This window comes from Phycisphaerae bacterium (genome assembly GCA_035384605.1).
GTDB lineage: Bacteria > Planctomycetota > Phycisphaerae > UBA1845 > PWPN01 > JAUCQB01.
In genome coordinates this window covers 16605-33862 of the sequence record DAOOIV010000024.1, presented here as the reverse complement: position 1 = coordinate 33862, position 17258 = coordinate 16605, and the positions used below count along the sequence as shown (strand labels likewise).

12 protein-coding genes, 1 other RNA gene and 1 riboswitch are annotated in these 17258 nt (G+C 62.0%); of the genes, 2 read left to right on the top strand and 11 right to left on the bottom strand.

From position 1 onward, the window contains the following. Positions 1-125: 125 nt before the first annotated feature. The 3 genes from PLL20_07905 to PLL20_07895 form a co-directional block, all read right to left on the bottom strand. On the bottom strand, positions 126-1445 hold the full coding sequence (locus PLL20_07905; protein HPD29901.1) for a Gfo/Idh/MocA family oxidoreductase: 1320 nt from the start codon (positions 1443-1445) through the stop codon (positions 126-128). A 1151-nt stretch (positions 1446-2596) separates the two neighbouring features. After that, positions 2597-3331 carry a sulfite exporter TauE/SafE family protein gene (locus PLL20_07900; protein HPD29900.1) on the bottom strand — a complete coding sequence of 245 codons (735 nt, stop codon included), beginning with the start codon at positions 3329-3331 and terminating at the stop codon, positions 2597-2599. A 166-nt stretch (positions 3332-3497) separates the two neighbouring features. Continuing rightward, a complete protein-coding gene (locus PLL20_07895) occupies positions 3498-4259 on the bottom strand; it encodes a metallophosphoesterase family protein (protein ID HPD29899.1) in 762 nt (253 codons plus the stop codon). Between the two features lie 111 nt (positions 4260-4370). Then, positions 4371-4439, bottom strand: a riboswitch (Fluoride riboswitch). Between the two features lie 518 nt (positions 4440-4957). On the opposite strand from PLL20_07895, the gene PLL20_07890 reads away from it, so the two are divergent. Next, the gene (locus PLL20_07890) at positions 4958-6307 is read left to right on the top strand and encodes an ADP-ribosylglycohydrolase family protein (protein HPD29898.1); all 1350 of its coding nucleotides are present in this window, start codon (positions 4958-4960) and stop codon (positions 6305-6307) included. On the opposite strand, the gene recR is transcribed toward PLL20_07890, so the two are convergent. From recR to PLL20_07855, 7 genes are all read right to left on the bottom strand, one after another. Further along, positions 6304-6894 (bottom strand): recombination mediator RecR, encoded by a 591-nt coding sequence (gene recR, locus PLL20_07885; GenBank protein ID HPD29897.1) that lies wholly within the window; start codon positions 6892-6894, stop codon positions 6304-6306. The genes PLL20_07890 and recR overlap by 4 nt on opposite strands. A gap of 121 nt (positions 6895-7015) precedes the next feature. After that, positions 7016-7360, bottom strand: coding sequence for a YbaB/EbfC family nucleoid-associated protein (locus PLL20_07880; protein ID HPD29896.1), 345 nt, complete (start codon positions 7358-7360; stop codon positions 7016-7018). Between the two features lie 69 nt (positions 7361-7429). Next, positions 7430-8884, bottom strand: a complete 1455-nt coding sequence (dnaX, locus tag PLL20_07875) for a DNA polymerase III subunit gamma/tau (GenBank protein ID HPD29895.1) — start codon at positions 8882-8884, stop codon at positions 7430-7432. 96 nt (positions 8885-8980) lie between these two features. Continuing rightward, an RNA gene (gene ffs / locus PLL20_07870) (signal recognition particle sRNA small type) lies at positions 8981-9079 on the bottom strand. A 60-nt stretch (positions 9080-9139) separates the two neighbouring features. Then, complete coding sequence (locus PLL20_07865; protein ID HPD29894.1) at positions 9140-10324, bottom strand: peptidylprolyl isomerase; 1185 nt, start codon at positions 10322-10324, stop codon at positions 9140-9142. A 257-nt stretch (positions 10325-10581) separates the two neighbouring features. Beyond that, complete coding sequence (locus PLL20_07860; protein ID HPD29893.1) at positions 10582-11157, bottom strand: hypothetical protein; 576 nt, start codon at positions 11155-11157, stop codon at positions 10582-10584. Positions 11158-11306: 149 nt separating this feature from the next. Next, a complete protein-coding gene (locus PLL20_07855) occupies positions 11307-14276 on the bottom strand; it encodes a glycosyl hydrolase-related protein (GenBank protein HPD29892.1) in 2970 nt (989 codons plus the stop codon). Positions 14277-14464: 188 nt separating this feature from the next. Here PLL20_07855 and PLL20_07850 point away from each other — a divergent pair, with 188 nt between their 5' ends. Further along, on the top strand, positions 14465-15586 hold the full coding sequence (locus tag PLL20_07850; protein HPD29891.1) for a radical SAM protein: 1122 nt from the start codon (positions 14465-14467) through the stop codon (positions 15584-15586). A gap of 218 nt (positions 15587-15804) precedes the next feature. Here PLL20_07850 and cls read toward each other — a convergent pair whose 3' ends face one another. Further along, a complete protein-coding gene (gene cls / locus PLL20_07845; protein HPD29890.1) occupies positions 15805-17250 on the bottom strand; it encodes a cardiolipin synthase in 1446 nt (481 codons plus the stop codon). Positions 17251-17258 lie beyond the last annotated feature (8 nt).

Below are 17258 nucleotides of genomic sequence, written 5' to 3'. Positions count from 1 at the left end.
CTTTCAACGGAACGGTCCCTGTAATGTCGGTCGACCCTCTTGCTCCTCTGCAAGGCCGAGGACACCGATGACGAAATCCCAACGCAACAGCCGGCACAGTTCTCCGTTCCACGGTTGCTTTCTGCTCAAGCAGGCGCTGCTCCATAGTCGCGGATTTTCATGCACGCGCCGCCGGCCAAAGCCGACTGGTGCGCGATGACGCCGGGCATGGTGTAGGCGACGGCTTCCCAGACATTCACCTCCGGATGACGGTCCTCGATGATGGCGCTGACAAACTCGTGCGTGATGAACGCGTGAGAGTTGCCGTGGCCGGTCGCGATCCGCAGTGGTTCCGGAAGTCGATCCAGGTAATTCGGCTGCTCGAAAGGACGGCTCACCGCCTCGCCGCCGAATACCCCAAACGGCCCGTTCGGATCGATCTTCTGCTCCACCACGGTATTCGGCGAACCTTCCGGCCGGGCCATGATAAAGGACATCTTGTCTCCGTAAAACAGACCTCGCTCTGTTCCTTGAGCCGCGATGTTCCAGCCGATGGAGATACGGGAGCAATGACCTTTGGAAGTCTTGAAGAGCGCGACCGTGTGGATAAACGGATTGTTGTCGTAGTAGTTCTTCTTCAGCATCTCATGGTCATTCCCCCAGCCGTGGGCCGTTACTTCCGTCAGCCGTTCGCCGGTGACCGGAATGATCATGCCCGTGCAGTGTGTTGGATAGAGCATCGGCGGGTAGGCATACGCCCAGGTCGGCACGAGCTTGTCCGAGAATCTCGCGTCCTTATCCACTTGATCAACCGATTTGATGAAGTCACAGGACTGGCAGTCAAAGCTCGATCCATAGGCGTATGGCCCGAGACCGGTGTGATGATACTCGGATTCAGAGTAGAAGATCTCCCCGAAGCGACCTTCCCTCGCCCAATCAATGCAGGTGAGCACTTCCTGTCGATAGCGGCTGGTCTCCGCCATCATGTACTTCAAACCGGTCTGTTTCACGACTTCCAGCAGTTCTTCGAGCTCTGCGACCGACATCCCCGCCGGCACTGCGCTGACGACGTGCTTTCCCAGTTTCAGCGCCTCGACCGCCATCCTCACGTGGTAAGGGGCGGGCGTGAACAGCGCCACGGCATCCAGTTCAGGATGCTTGAGAAACTCGTGATAATCCTTGTAACCGTTATCGCATTTGTAGACTCTCTTGAGCTTCTGGATCCGCTCCTCCCGCAGATCGCACACGGCCGTCACCCGGCTGTTGGGGTGCAGGTGCCATTGAAACGCGGCACCGAAACCGCCGCCGACTACGCCGATTCGCACCTGCTTGGACGAAGGGCGAACCGTCCGGACGGCGCCTTCGGCCTGGACCAGTGCAGGTGACGCCGACAACGCAACCGCCCCCGTGCCGACTTCCAGCAGGAATTCCCGTCGCGATTTTCTTACCGATTGATCGTTCTTCATTTCGGACTCCCCGTGTGACCTCGCCCGGCTACGCCGCCGGGACCTGACCCGGCATTGTACCGCACGTGCCGCGCCATTTACAGCCTTCCGCAGCGACGAACACGCGAGCGGAAGACATCGGTCAAGGGTGCGACCGTCCGTTCGGCGACGGCTAGCGCGGCGACGAGAGGATACGAAGGCGCGCGGGGCGGAGCTTTTCGCCGGGTCTGATTGTCACATGAAACCACATACCCCCGTCGTGCCGCTGCCCCGCCGAGCTTGTTTTGCCGGCATTCTGAGCACGCCATATAGTTAGCATATAGAGGCTATAAATACCTAATTCTTCTCAACGTGTTACCGTCATCTTGTGACAGCCTCATGCGTCGAATGACTCGCATTGTTGCGCCCGGCTATCCGCATCACATTACCTGGCGGGGAAACCGGCGGCTTACTGCCGGAGGAGTACCGCTGCTCGCATCGCCGGCACCCATGATCGGCCGGCCACGGCCGTTGCGCTTCCGGCGAGGATGGGAAAACCGGCGAAGATTCCCCGGCAACCCGATGCCGACCATCTCCAATCACGCCTTTGACGCCACGGACGAACCGGACGCCCGCCTGGCAACCAGGCCTTTCTCGGCAGACCCGAGGCCACTCTCAACCGGCCCCTCGGCCCCCAAAAACCAAAAGCAGCGTCGAAATAGGTATGGTGTCCTGCGGAGTCAAAAACCTGGGTGGGATCGAGAGGGCGGGCAAGGTGTTCGGGGCGGATCGGATACAGGAAGATCATCCCGTGTTTTACGCAAGTATTTATGACACGAGGACTTCGGATCTTAATTGGGTTCGTTTGGCGCCGGCGAGCCGTGAGGCACATTGTTATGGAAGCGCAACCTACCTTCGGTCGGCAGAAGGCTGTTATTAACTTCTCAAAGAGCGTTGGCGGGGGCCAGGGGCCGCGGATGGTTCCGGTCGGCGCGCAGGGTGTCCGCCGGTGTTGTCGCCGAGGAGAACACCAGGCCTGCTCCGGAAGGGGCGGTTGGAACGGAGCGGCGACGGGGCTCTCAGCTTCAGGCTCTTCCGTCGGGGCTGGTGCGCATTGTGCGCGCATGTTGTGGCTGTGGCCGAAGGGTGCCTTGAGAGTCCTGGCAAACAGATTTCAACACTCCTGCACGTTCTTAAGCCGCCGCAATGAGCATTATGCCAGCTACGGCCATCACGGTCTCGATCATTGCGATGAAAAACCGTTCGCTCATCCGGTCCAGCAGCCGCTTGCCCGCCCATGAGCCGGCAAACATGCACGGTGCCAGGAGCAGGCCCGTGACCAGGACCCGGCTTGAAAGAAGGCTGGTCCAGCCGTAGGCGGCGAGTTTGAACGTATGCGTGATCACCGTCGCGGCCGCCTCGGTGCCGATATACGCCCCTCGCGTCAGTCCAAAGGCCAGGAAGAACGGCGCCGTGACGGGGCCGGTGCTGCCCACGAGCGCCGAGAGCAGCGATGCACCTGCTCCGACGGCAGCGAACGCGTGGGCCGGGCAGCGAGGATATCGGCCCCCGCCCAGCCGGCGGTACACCACGATACCGACGAGAAATGCGCCGACCCCTCGCGTCAGCCAACTGAGCGGCGCGGCGGCGAAGATCACGCCGCCGAGCAGCGCCAGCGGCACGGCGCCGGCCGAGTACCACCCGACCACCCGGCGATCGATGTCGGTGCGGTTGAACCAGACGCGAGAGCCGTTCCCGACGAATTGTGCGATCGTGAGGATCGGTACTGCATCGCGCACGCCGAACACCCAGGTAAGCACCGGCAGCAATAGAACTGCGCCCCCAAACCCGGCCACCGCCGCGACGGCCGAGGCAAAGAGGGCGCCGGCGATAAGTGCGGCCACCTGAAACCAGTGAATGTCCCACATCGGTCGCGCTCACTTGTTGTCGGCGGACGGATCTCGGATAAGAGACAGCCGCCTTGCCACATGTCACCTCGATTTCCGGCGACCCGGTTGTACTTGCAGATCCGCGGCCGTGGCTGCCGTCCGAGTTACGGCCGTCAACGCGCCGAGAATCGCATCTGCGGTGAGCTTACCCCTGTCGGGTTGGATAGGCGGCCTCCTTCGTCGCAATCACCGGTTTGGCTAAGATGGTTGCCTGCTGCAGCATGGCGACGAGGTCGTCCTGAACGATCGTCTCTGCCGGCAGTTGACGCAGGGCACATATCACAGGTTCCAAGTCGTACTCCGCTCTTCGGCAATGAACGACGCCGTCTTCCCACAACACGTACGGCGCCCGAACATCGCCATCCAGCGGCTGTCCCAGCGAGCCGGGATTCACGATTTGCAGGGAGCCGCGGCGGCGGGTCAAGGGGAAGTGGGTGTGGCCCAGGACCAGAACATCGGCCTGGACCTTGGCGGCCACGTCGTCAAGGATTGCATCGCACTGCTGAGGAGTCAGTCGGTAGTCGTACAGCGGGTCGAGCGGCGTCGCATGGGTCACCGCGAAGCAAACGCCACCGATCTCCCATTGCAGGCTCAAAGGCAGTCGGGCCAGCCACGCCATGTCGTCCGGGCCGAGTTGGGCCCGGGTCCAGTCCCGCATGCACATGGCCAGCGGCTGCTTGGCCGGGCTGGCTTTGGGATCAGCGTGGAAGGCAACGGCGTGATCGTGATTGCCCCGCACAGTAATCGAGCCATGCTGACGAAGCCAAGCCACCGCGATCGAGGGGGCCGGCCCGTAGTTGACGGTGTCGCCGGCGCAGATGACATGGTCGAACCGCCCGGCGTCCCGCTCCACGGCGGCGAGCGCCCAGGGATTGGCATGGACATCAGAAAGAATCAAAATCCGCATGGCCGCAAGCGCTTCCAGGCTGGTCGCAGCAACGCGAAGACCCCAGCCAGTTTCTGCTCCTGGTGGGGTCTGTTGCTTGCTACGCTGAGCCGGTACGGACCCCTACCCGAGACACAGGTAGGAGTCATCAAGCCCCCACGGGGGGGCCGGTTAAGGGCGGACTCCATCGCCCGCCGGATCTTAGCCGCAGGGCTTACGGGCCGCAAGGATGCATTCAGGGCGCGATGGGCCGTGGCGGAAACGGAGTCGTCGTTCGAGTTCCCTTGACGCGGCCGCTCGACTTTCGATGGAGCCGACTTATTGTGCCAAGTGGTCCATACCAGGCCCTTGTGCGGCGATTGGCCGGGCATGCTCCTGGCTCACCGGGGTTCCTGCCGTGGACGACGGCGGCGATCGTTGTACCACCGACCAGTCCAATCTGAATACGATCTTACTATCTACTCAGGCTCTGCAGCCAAGCGTACCGCCGGTTCCGGGCGACGCTCGCGGGTGTCCAAGGGTCTGCCCTCGCCAACCTCACCGATCGTCGAGCAGACTTTGGTGGGCAAGCAGAGCAGGTCACAGCTCAGCCTGCGCACATTTCAGCGACCCTCCGGATGCAAGACCAGCTTGCTTTGCCCGTGGCCAAACTGATGATAGGGTGGTAAGGTTGCCGCATTCCCGTTGTCGCAGACGACTCAAGTACTCAGAGGAGGCACATGATGACGGTTTCCCGCGAGGTGTATGTCGGAGCACTGGCCGGTCTTCTGCTCGCGACCTCTGGTTGTTCGCTCGAATCCAGCAAAACAGGAAACGCGCGGTTCAGCGACGCCGAGTTGCTTCGGGCCGGGCGATTGACGAACAACGAAAAGCTCTATTTCGACAAAGTCCACGGTGCCTGGTCGGGCAAGCTGATCGGACTCATCCTCGGCCAGCCGACCGAAGGCTGGGGCCGGGAGCAGATCGAAACCAAGGCCAGAGAGGCGGGCTGCTATCCGATAACCGCCTACATGCCCGCCGCCTTCGATACGCCGCATAAAGGTTTCCTTGCAGGAAACTTCGACAGCTCCCCGCCGAACGACGACTCGGACCTCATGCTGGTCGCATTGCTGGCCGTTCGTGAACGCGGAATCCATTTGACCGCGCGCGACCTTGCCGAATGCTGGCTTAAGTATGTACCATCGGCCTGCACGGCTGAGCTTGTTGCCCTTGAGAACTTCAAACGCAACATCTGGCCGCCGGAATCCGCAACCACCGGCAACCCCTATGCCGAGTGGATTGGCGCACAGATGCGGGTCGACGTCTGGGGCATGATAGCTCCCGGAATGCCGCGTCTGGCTGCGGAGTATGCGACCATGGACGCGTCTCTCTCTCACGCTGACAACGGCATCTACGCTGCGCGCTTCATCGCGGCTGCCGTCAGCCTCGCCATGGTCGAGAACGACGTGAACACCGTCGTGCGTCGTTCGCTGGAGTTGATCCCTGCCGATTGCCGCTACGCGGAGGCGATTCGCGATGCAGTCGCCTGGAACCGCCGATACAGCAATTGGCAAGCCGCCTGGGAGCAGCTCGATCGGAAATACGGCTTTGACCCGGACGGCACTCGTGGCGACCAATTCGCCGAGGAGCAGTACAACACAGGCGAGGCCCCCTACCTGTGGGGCAATTGGCGATGGGTATACGCAGACGTCAATGGAGCTGCCTGCGCACTGGCTCTCTTGTACGGTCGTGGCGACTTTTCCAGGAGCATTTGCCTGGCGGCCATGATGGGCTACGACAACGACTGCAACAGCGGCACGGTGGGCGCGATTCTCGGAGCGATGCACGGCCATAGCGCCATCCCCGAACAGTGGAAGAAGCCGCTGAATGATACATATCAGACCGGCTTGAACCTGGCCGAGCGGAGACTCAAAATCAGTGAACTGGCCAAGGAGACGGCCGGCTACGGTCGGCAGCTTGTCCGGTCGTGCCGGGAAAAACGATCCTCCCGGCAAGAACATCGGACCGCTGCCGGCACGGCCGGATCAGATTCATCTTGTGCCGGCTTCGCCTTGCCACCGGGAATCTAGATGGGAGTTCGTCCGGCGATAGCGGCCTCGAGCATCGCTCGCGAGGCGTATTCGACCTGAGAACCGACAGCCAGGCCCCTGGCCAGGCGCGAGACGGTCACGCCCAGCGGCTTGAGAAGACCCTGGATGTACAGCGCCGTCCCGTCGCCCTCCATGGTCGGATTTGTCGCCAACAAAACCTCGCGAACACCACCCGCCTTGACACGGCGCACCAGCGCATCGATCGTCAGATCCTCCGGCCCAATTCGCTCCAATGGGGCAATGTGACCCATGAGGACATGATAATGGCCTTTCAGCAAGCCGGTCTGCTCCAGGAGGATCACCTCCTTGGGCTGCTCGACGACAACGATCAGGGAGGCATCGCGCCCCGGGTCGCGACAGATCGGGCAAGGGTCTGAGTCGGTGAGGTTGTAGCACCGCGAACAGTGCCGGAGGTTCTCTTTCATGTCGCGAATCGCGTCGGCCAGCGCCATGGCCTCGGCTTTTTCGGCCCGCAGCAGGTGAAAGGCGATACGTTCGGCGCTGCGAGGCCCAATACCTGGCAGCCGAGCCAGTTCGGTGATCAGTCGACCGAGGGAAGCCGGCATGCCGCTGTGTTGCTCGTCCACGGCCAATCCTCCTGAATCGTTATTATTCACCGCCTGCGCGCAATCACCGGCCGACAAGCCGCCGGCGGTACCTCAGGAACTCCGCCCCCTGCTCCTCTTGTTAAGGAAGAGAATTGCCGCCGAGCAGATCGGTCAAGCCCGGTATGTTCAAGCCGCCGGTCAGCTTAACCACCTCAGCCCTCATGCCTTCTTGAGCCTTACGGCCGGCCGCCCCCAATGCCCCCTTGATCATGTCCTCCAGAAGCTCAATGTCCGACACGGCCTTGGGGTCGATTTTGATATCAACCAGCTCAGACCTCCCATTGACCACGACGCGAACCAAGCCGGCCCCGGCCTCGGCCTCGTACCGCTGCTCCCCAAGCGTCTCCTGCATCCTCTGCATGTTTTCCTGCACGGACTTCGCCTGCTTCATCAGACCGGCCAGATTGCCCAAGGCTCCGAACATTCTCAGACTCCTTACACGATCACGGCATGCGTATCGCCGCCGTCGATGTACCCCAAACCCCAAGATTCTTCACGTGCCGGGCCCCTTCAAGCGCTCCACATGAACCAGAGTCCCGTCAAAAAGGTCCATCGCCTCGCGCACCATCGGATCGCTTGTGGCCGCTCGAACATCTTCGCTGCTCGGCGGAGAAACGACGCGCGGCGGCGGAGCAGCCGGCTTGGGGGGCACCGGCCGTCGGAAACCTCCGGCCACAGGTTCAATCCTTGGCGACGCAGCCGATGTCGGGCCGCCGGACACGACAGCCGGCCGCGGTAAAGGCTGCACTTGCGACGGCCTGGAGCTTACGGAAGTGGGCGTCGTTGGGGGAGCCTCAACCGGCCCCCCGGGTCCCCCCCCCAACTGGTCCAGCAGGCTCTGGATCGACGCATAACTGGCCGCCGAGGCCAATCGTACAATCCCCGCCTCCATGAGCGCCCGCCCCATGGTGCTGAACCGGACGCTGCGTCTCAAATCCTCAAGCACCATAATCATGTAGACGTAAGCGTCCGATTCAAAGCGCTGGCAGAGCGAGAGCATCGCATCCCGAGCCACGGCCGGAACCTCGGCCAGCGGCGTGTCCGGACCGCACAACTTGAGGAGCATCAACGTCCGGATCTGATCGGCCAGTGACTCGGCGAATCGTTCGAGGCTGTAGCCGGCCGCCAGACAAGTGTCGAGCGAGACGAGTGCCCCGGCCGCGTCGCGATCGGCGATCTGCCCGATCAGGCGCGTCAGCACCTCATCGTGAGGCACCGGCAGGATGTCGTCGACCATCGACGACGTCAGGCGGTCGCTGCCCATCGACAGCAGTTGATCCAGCAGCGACAGCGCGTCGCGCATCGAGCCGTTCGCCAACCTGGCGACCCGCCGGATCACGGCCTCATCCGCCTGAACGCCCTCCTGGCCGAGTATCCACTTGAGGTGCCCGGCAATCTGCTCCACGCCAATGCTGCGAAAATCGAATCGCAGACAACGGCTTTGAATCGTGGCCGGAACCTTCTGCGGCTCGGTCGTGGCCATGATGAACTTCACATGCTCCGGAGGCTCCTCGAGCGTCTTGAGCAATGCGTTGAACGCGCCTGTGCTGAGCATGTGGACTTCGTCGATGATGTAAATCTTGAAGCGGGCTCTGGCCGGACGATATGCGGCGTTGCTGCGAAGCTCGCGAATATTGTCGACGCCGGTGTTGCTGGCCGCGTCGATCTCAATCACATCGACGTCCTGCCCCTCGGCGGTGGCAACACATGACTCGCACTCGCGGCATGGACTGGTCGTCGGCCCATCACTCTTCAGACAATTGAGCGACCTGGCCAGAATACGGGCAGCGGAGGTCTTTCCGACACCACGCGTGCCACAGAAAAGGTAGCCGTGGTGCAGTCGCCGACTGTTGATCGCGTTCTTGAGCGTAGTCGCGACGGCTTCCTGCCCGACGAGCTCGTCGAACGTCCAACTGCGGTACTTTCTAGCCAGAACCGTGTAAGCCATCTCGCAAACCGTTGTTCTCAACCCCGTCGGGCCGCAAAGCGCCCGTGCAAGGGCCTCCGAACCAACCCCCGATTATCGGACAAAGCCGACCGCATAGGAGACCAGGTGAGCCACGGCACCTGAAACACGAAGGCTGGGCTGCTACCTCTCGGTCCTGACCCGTTGGCCAACGGCTCCATTGCGTGGAACCTGGCCCCCAATGCGATCGGCTTTGCCTGAAAGTCGATCCCGATGCGTTCAGCCGTCCGGCCCGGCTCATTGGTCGCTGGACGCTGCCGGCTGCGAGGTCGCAGGGTTTGGGCCAACCACCGAGGAGCCCTCGGCCCTTGAGGTCTTGCCTCGGGTTGAGTTCTGCACCCTAACCACGGCGCGGGCTGCCGCCCCCTCTCGGTCCGGAGCCGAGGGAGAGGTCGCCTGCGAACGCTCGGGGATATTCTCCAACGAAATGGTCTTGATGTAAACCGGCTCGATGGGACGATCTTTAACCGTGGTGGGCACGGAAGCGATCTTTTTGAGGGTCTCAAACGATTCCTGGCCCACAACCTTGGCAAAGGCTGTCTGGTTCCCCACGAACGACGGTTGGGCGCTCAGGCAGATGAAGAACTGGCAACTGGCGGAGTCCGGGTTGTTGGGCGACCGTGCCATGCCCACCGTCCCGGCCTCGAACGGGATCTTGCTGAATTCCGCCTTGAGCGTTTTGCCGTCCGGGCGAGCACCCTTGTTGTCGCCGGTGGGGCTGCCCCCCTGAATGATGCCGCCGGGAATCACCCGATGAAAGGTCAGATTGTCGTAGAAGCCTTGTCGTACCAGCTCAACAAAGTTGCGGACGTGGTTGGGGGCCTCCGCATAGTAAAACTCTATGGTGATGGTCCCGAGGTTCGTGATCATCTTGGCCCTTTGCTTGGCCATGACGGTCAGCACGGCAGGCTCAGACTGGAGCACCCCCTCGTAGGGCTTCCACGTAAGCTTGTAAACTCCGGGCCGCCTCAGGATGTCGTAGTATTGGGTCAACTCGATTCGCACGCCCAGACAGGCATGGGGCGCAAGGGTAATCAGTGGTACCGGAACCACCGGCCGTTGCGTGACCGTCTCACCCGACACGGTTCCCCGGTCCTCCTCTTCGATCGTCAACGCGCCGAAATTCCTCGCGCTGAAGACATGCTGCAGCGGCAGACCCACCTCCGTGGATGGCATCTCTGCCAGTTGAGCACCCGGAACCTGAAGCCCGACGGGCTCGTCAATCAGGTTAGTCACAGTGAAGGTAGCCCAGACCTTCTGACCGGTCTGGAGCACGGGCTGATCAAGGCGAACATCGGCCCGGACAATCGAGGCCGGGTCGTCGGCGTTACTTTGCCCCGTATCTTCCGCATCCGCACCCACAGTCAGAAGCAGGGTCAGGATCAACGCCCCGGTCGCGCTCCGTGACAACAAGCTGCTCATGAATCCATCCTGTGGAAATACCATCGTCCCGCGCCGACCAGAATCCTAAGTTCCTTCAAATAAAACACTTAGGTCCAAGACAAAATCCGGCATATGGCTCCAGCGGCCCGCATTGGAAACATCCAGTCCCGATCAGCCAGTCTGGACCGCCCTTGCATACGGCCGGGATGACGTCCTCCGGTCCTTATACACCCCTTCTCGGCATCCGTCGCATCCTTGTATCGCAATATCTCTAGCAGCAAGGCTTTAGGCACTTCTCAGGAGGCCGGAAGCGAAGCCGGCCAAGTTGCCGGCCGGCTTGCGGCTCGGACGATGACGTCAACTACCTCGCCAGGTGCCGGGCCCAACCGCCAGCGACCGGCCTCTTTGAAAAGCATCACGACACGGTCCAACTTCGTGCGTCCCCTGCCATCGGGGCTTCGACGGTCGACCACCGCGTGCAGGTAATACTTCTCAGGCTCGGGACTGTCCCCATACAAGCCACTGACCCGGATACCCTCGATGGCCTCCCAGGCGCGCTGGAATTCCTGGCGGGACGGCGGCGTGTGAGTCATGGCGAAAAGCTGCCGAAAGCCGTCATAATCACCCTTGGCGGCAATGGTGAGAACCGATTCGACGAAGGCATTCACCTCCTGGTCAGAGGCTCGCCATTGCTCGGGAAAGTCAAGTCTCAGCGGCTTGGTACTACCGTCGATCTCGCCGCCGGCCCGGTGACTGGGACCAGGAGATGTTGACTTCTTGTCGCCCTTGCCACATTGGCAACCGCCCATGCCGCCGACAACGCATGCAACCACCCAGAGCAGCAGAGCCCTTTTGCGGATCTTGATGAGCAACGGTCGCCTCCGAACGCACCCGGGTTGGATGCGAGCTTGTCGCCTGAGCTCCAATCCTTCATTCGAGAGCGGCATCATACTGCTGCCGGACACGTGCGCCAATTCATCGAGCAACCTACGGCCACCCTCGCCCATTCCAGCTCTGCGTCTCATGGTCGGTCGAGCAGATAGGTCGCGATCTCATGAGGCTTCAGGGTAACGGTTACCTCACCGGCAGGGGACAGCCGCAAAGCCCGGCCGCTGGGACGCTCAAGCAGGTCGCAACGACGCAGGCTGCCGGGGCGCCTCATCTCGGGGAAAACCAGCCGGGCTTGGGCAGTCTCCCAATGGGCATTCCACAGCCGCAGAACCACGCCCGGTCCAAAATCCGCGGGCTTGAGCACGACCAGTTGAACACTGGCAGAGTCGATCATCAACAAGGACCGACTTGGCGACCCGCTGAAACCCGAAACGACCCTCGCCGTCACAGGCCGATGAAACTCATACCCGCCCCTGCTCAGGCCGCCGTCCCCTGTGTCGTTGGCCGTCGGCTGCAACACGAAATCAAAAGAGAAATCTCCCTCCTGCCAGAGGGCGAAATTCGTGTTCCAGCAATTGTTGAACAACATCGCATACAACACGCCGTTGTCGTACTGATGCTCGGAGTCGAAGATGTAAGCTCCGGGCCCGCCGAAACAAACCAGCGGGGTGTCCAGCGGATAGAGGTTCATTCCCGCGTACCGTCCCTCGACCCTCACTCCGTGATGCACGGCCATCACTGCCGCGTTGCACCCCGGCGCCAAATCCCTCGCAGGCACCACGAGCCGCGAGATCCGCTCGACGATGATCCGCGGCTTCGGCAGGTTGATCGGAAACACGGCATAGCCGGCCTCGGCCGCATAAGAGGACCGCTTGCCGAACAACTGGAGATTGATGTGTAGTTCCCGCCGATCACGGTATTGCGTGAAAGTCGTGCGATACCCGCGACAGTCGCCGGAACGTCGCCCCGCAGCCCGGCGAACCGGGCAATCAGCTTCCACTACCACGCGGGCATAGGCTGAGGTGATCTCCGGCCGGATCACGGCCTTGCGGCCACCCAGCGGACCATATTGACTCATCCGATCGTAGTCGCAACGGTGAAAGTAACCGACGGTCCCCTCCCAACAGTTCGTGTGAACCTGGTGAGTAAACTTGTTGAGCTTCCGCCCCCCAGGCATTTCATAGAGATAAGCCCCCAACGGATGGGTCGCGTCAGTGTGGCACCATTGCATCGATCGAGCCCGATCAAACCAACGAATCAAGCCCCCGGCCGTGTGGAACTGCAGCGATTCGTCAGCCGTGTGCAGGGTCAGATTGCCTCCGGACCACTCCGCGACCCGACCGGGGCGCAAGCGGCGAGCTACGGGCCGTACCTCCAGATACAGGTAACCGCACGGCGGCACGAGCGGCGAGACGAATTCCAGGAGTCCCTGCCGCCGCTCATATGGAACGGACGTGCCGTCCGAAGGGTTCAGTAGCTCGAATTCGCCGGATGGCAGACCGCGATCAGCCACCCGGACCGCGCCCGTTCTCGCCCAGGGTAGTGGGTTGAACAGCAGAACGCCTCGCTCTCCACCCGTGCTTCGACGGCCGGCATTCAGGCTGCGAACCAGATCTGCCTCCGCCTGGTCTGTCAATCGGCAGGCCTGCGTCGCAAAGCCCGCCTTATGTTTCCAGGAAGCCACCCAGCGATCCACGGGGGGCGGCGGCTGCCGGCGCACGAACACCTTGCTGATATAGAGCTCGTCTCGAGGCACGAGTTTCCGCCCATCGGTTGAGTGATCCCCCCAGGTGTGCTCCGTGTACAACGCCAGCTTCTCATAAGCCTGAACAAACAGGCTTCTGAGACCGGCGTCCATGTCCTTGCTCTGCGACATTGCTGCCGCAGTCGCGAGCGTCTCCACCGCAGCCAGACGCTCCTTGGTTCGCTTTGCCAGTGCCGTCGGTCCCGCTTGACTGGCGATACCGTAGATCCACCAGTCGGTCAGCTCCTTCCCGAACACGGGCAGCTCATCGCCGTGGTCGTGCTCCACCGCGGTGGCGAAGTCTTCCAGTCTCCCCGTGCGACACACCGGCCAATCGAAGTGCTGCTCGATCCAGTCCATATGATCGAGAAGGTCAAGATTCTGCGGCCCCACGTTATCGCTGGTCATCTGGACGGACAGCCAGTTCTTCCACGGCCAGTCTTGCGGCGGCAGCAGGGGCGTACCGTAGGTGGCGTGATAGTGACACAGCAGCCTTTGCCCGTCCGGCAGCGCCCACCAGAACAGCGGCGGCACTTCCGGCGGGCGGCTGTCGGGGTTGGTGCCAATCTGGAAGAAGCGACCGCCGGCGGCGGCAAAAGCCATGGCCAGCGCCGACGTGTGAGCGGGTACATCGGTCATCTTCGCGGCCTGCGGCACGGGCACGCCGTACCGCTCGGCCAGCCGCCGAGCCGCATAGATGCTCCGACACATCTCCTCGATGCCGAAGAACTCGCTGTGCGTCGTGAAAGGCATCAGACCCCACACCACCTGACCGGCCCGGATGTAATGCTCCAGCCTGCGGATGTACTCGCGGCGGGTACGGCGGGGATCGAGACACTGCTCCAGCAGCCAAGTGGACAGCATCCAGATGAAACGCCGCCCCGCTTTGCGATTCGCCGTCCGATCAAGGTTCTCCAGGAGCTGTTCCAGCAGACGCGTACGATAGAGGCGCAGAACCTCCTGAAACGTCGCTGTGTAACCAAGATCAATGTGGGTCTTGAAAACCACACATATCTCACGCGGTTCGGCCGGATGCAACAACAACGACGCCCGATACGACTTGCCAAGCGAGGTCCGCCACAAGGCCGTGATCGCCACAGGGCGTCTCGGCCGCGGAACCAGCCAGAGGTACGTCCGCGGCTTGTCAAGCGTGTGCAGGTGCTCGGGATACGAGATCAGATCAATCTTGCGCGCCGCCTGTTGCCAGTCGCCGACCCGGAGTCCCAGTTCTCCGCCAGACCCCAGCACCGGCGGGCACACCAGGCCGACGGCCTGCATCATCGTTCCGCTCTGCTTTTTAAGAAACGGCGTCCATACCAGCCGGAAACTGTCCGCAATCGACATATCCTGCTCCATCCTCGCGGCTCGTGAACCCCCCTCACCCATAGCGCGGCCGCTCGACGTTGCGAGGTTGTACCCCCCAGACAGCGGCTTTTCAAATGGATAGGTACGACTCGGGCCTCGCGGCCCTGCATAGGCCGCGACGAGATGAATGCTATAATGCCCCGGGAACCTGAGACTCAGCGTGTTATTCTGGAGTGCCCGTGCCCCATCCCGGTCCCATCCCGATTCCCGAGTCCGGCAGCGACCAAGCTCACCCGCTCCGATTGGTCTTCTGGGAAACCACGGCCGGATGCAATCTGGAATGCTCCCACTGCCGCCGGCTCGATGTCTCCCGCGAATTGATGAGAACCGACCTGACCCCCACCGAAGGCAAGCGACTGATCGATCAAATCGCCGAGACGGGCCGGCCGGTGTTGATCTTCTCCGGCGGCGAGCCCTTGATGCGGCCGGACATCTTCGAGTTGGCCACCCATGCCAGGAATCGAGGACTGATGATCGCCTTGGCCAGCAACGGAACACTCATCGACGAACCCATGGCACGAACAATCGCCCAATCAGGCTTCGACCGCGTCAGCATCTCGCTTGACGGAGCCGACGCCGACACCCACGACCGCTTCCGCATGCAGACCGGATCCTTTGACCGCGCCATCGCCGCCCTGGCACATCTGCGAACCCTGGGCGTGCAGACCCAGATCAATTGCACCGTCGCCCGCCACGACAAGGACCAGATCGAGGCCGTGTTACGCCTGGCAGAGCAAGCCGGCGCGGCGGCCGTGCACTATTTTCTCCTCGTGCCCGTCGGCTGCGGAGAACAAATCGCCGACGACCAGATGCTCGACGCCAAGGAGGTGGAGGACCGCCTTCGACTCATTGATAACCTGCAGCAGACAACCTCCCTCCAAATCAAGCCGACCTGTGCCCCCCACTACTACCGCGTCATCCGCCAACAGGCCCGCGAGCAACACCGGCCGCGTTCAGGGCAAACACGGCAAAGCGCGCTTCACACCATGACGCGAGGCTGCCTGGCCGGCATCGGCGTCTGCTTCGTTTCGCACGAAGGCAAAGTGTTCCCATGCGGCTACCTGCCGCTGGAAGCCGGCGACGTCCGCCGGACGAGCTTCGGGGCCATCTGGCGCAACAGCGAACTGTTTCACGCACTGCGCGACTTCAGCCGATTGACCGGCAAGTGCGGAATCTGCCCGTTCAGGAACGTCTGCGGCGGCTGCCGCGCGAGGGCCTTTTACGAATTCGCCGACTACCTCGCCGAAGAGCCGTTCTGCGCGTATGAGCCCGGACAAGAGGCAAAGACGGATGAAGGATGAAGACCGCCTCGGTCTGCCCGCTCTCGTTCGCCGTGGCGAGATCAGACAAGACGAAGCCGGCCGCCTCTCGCTGAAAGCTGACGCCTGACCACCGAGAGCACGATCACGGCAGCCGGTTCCCCACAACCGATAGCTTCCCGTCGCCGCGACACGCCGCCTGTTCCTTTTCCCACATACGACGAGGCGCCGGTGTATGAGCCGAGCCGCTCGGAAATTGATCACAGCAACGGCGAGGCGAGTCGAGCCAGACCGGTTGCCATCTCTCGCGCAAACGAATGCTTCCCGAAATGACGAGAACGAATCCGCCGGGAACGGGCGGTTAGCGTCTCGAAGTCCTTGTAAAGATCATCGGCCACGGTCGGGCTGTAAAGCATGACGGTCAATTCGAAGTTCAGACGGAAGCTACGTTCGTCCATGTTGGCCGACCCCACCAGAGCAAAGGCGCGATCGATGATCATCACCTTCGAGTGCAGCATCGTCGCATCGTGCTCGAAGATTTCGACGCCGGCCTCCATCAGCTCCGGATAGAAGCTTCTGCCTGCAAAGAGGACGAAATGATGATCCGTCGTGGTGGGAATCAGCAGCCGCACACGCACGCCCCGGTAGCAAGCCGATTGCAGCGCCAGAACCATCGCCGCGTCGGGCACGAAATAAGGCGTAATCACCGAGACGGACGATCTCGCAGCGCTCACTGCGGCGAACAGCAGATGGTGCATCACCCGGATAGGCTGGCCGGGGCCGGAGGGAAGCAGTTGAACCATGTGCTCACCGGCCGGACCCGGCAGCGGGAAGTATTCGTCCTTCACCAGATCCTCTCGCGTCGTGTAATGCCAGTCCTCAATGAAAACCTCCTGAAGATGATGAACACAAGGCCCCTGAATCATCAGATGGGTGTCACGCCAGGGACCGTATCGGGCCAGGCGGCCCCGGTACTCATCACCGATGTTCTGGCTTCCCGTGAATCCGATCCGCCCGTCAACAACGACGATCTTGCGGTGATTGCGATAGTTGACCCGCCACCGCCCATGCCAGGGAATCACCGGCATGGCATACGCCACCTCCACACCCGCCTCGCGCATCGGTCGAACGAACCGCCGCGACAGGTTCCAGCACCCGATGTAGTCCAGAAGCAAGCGGCAGCGCACGCCCTCGCGGGCCTTGCGAATCAACCGGTCGCGAATCGCCTGGCCGGTCTTGTCCGGCTGAAAGATGTAGTATTCCATGTGAACGTGCGACTGAGCCTCGTCAATCGCCTTCTCGATTGCCGCATAAGTCTCCTCGGCATCATTGAAGACCCGGACCGCGTTGCCCGGAGCGGCAATATGCCCCCCGAGACGCTTCGTCAGTCGCGCGAACTCCTTGACAACAGGATCGGTGATGGACAACGGACTGGCGGGGTGCTGCTGCTGGAAGACGCCCCATTTGTGTGCCAGAGCCGCTTCCAGCCGCTTGCGTCTGCGTCTTCGCCGTAGCCGGTGCCAGCCGCCGCGCGGCTCGCCGAAAACCAGGAAAAACAGTATTCCCAACACCGGCAAAAGGCGGACGGCCAGGATCCACGCCAGCATCGAACGGGGTTCCTTTCGCCACCGCAGCACGGTGACCACGGCGACGACAACGGTCGTCTCGTGAACGGCGACCAAGAGCCAGAACCACCAAGGTTCCATCCGATTCT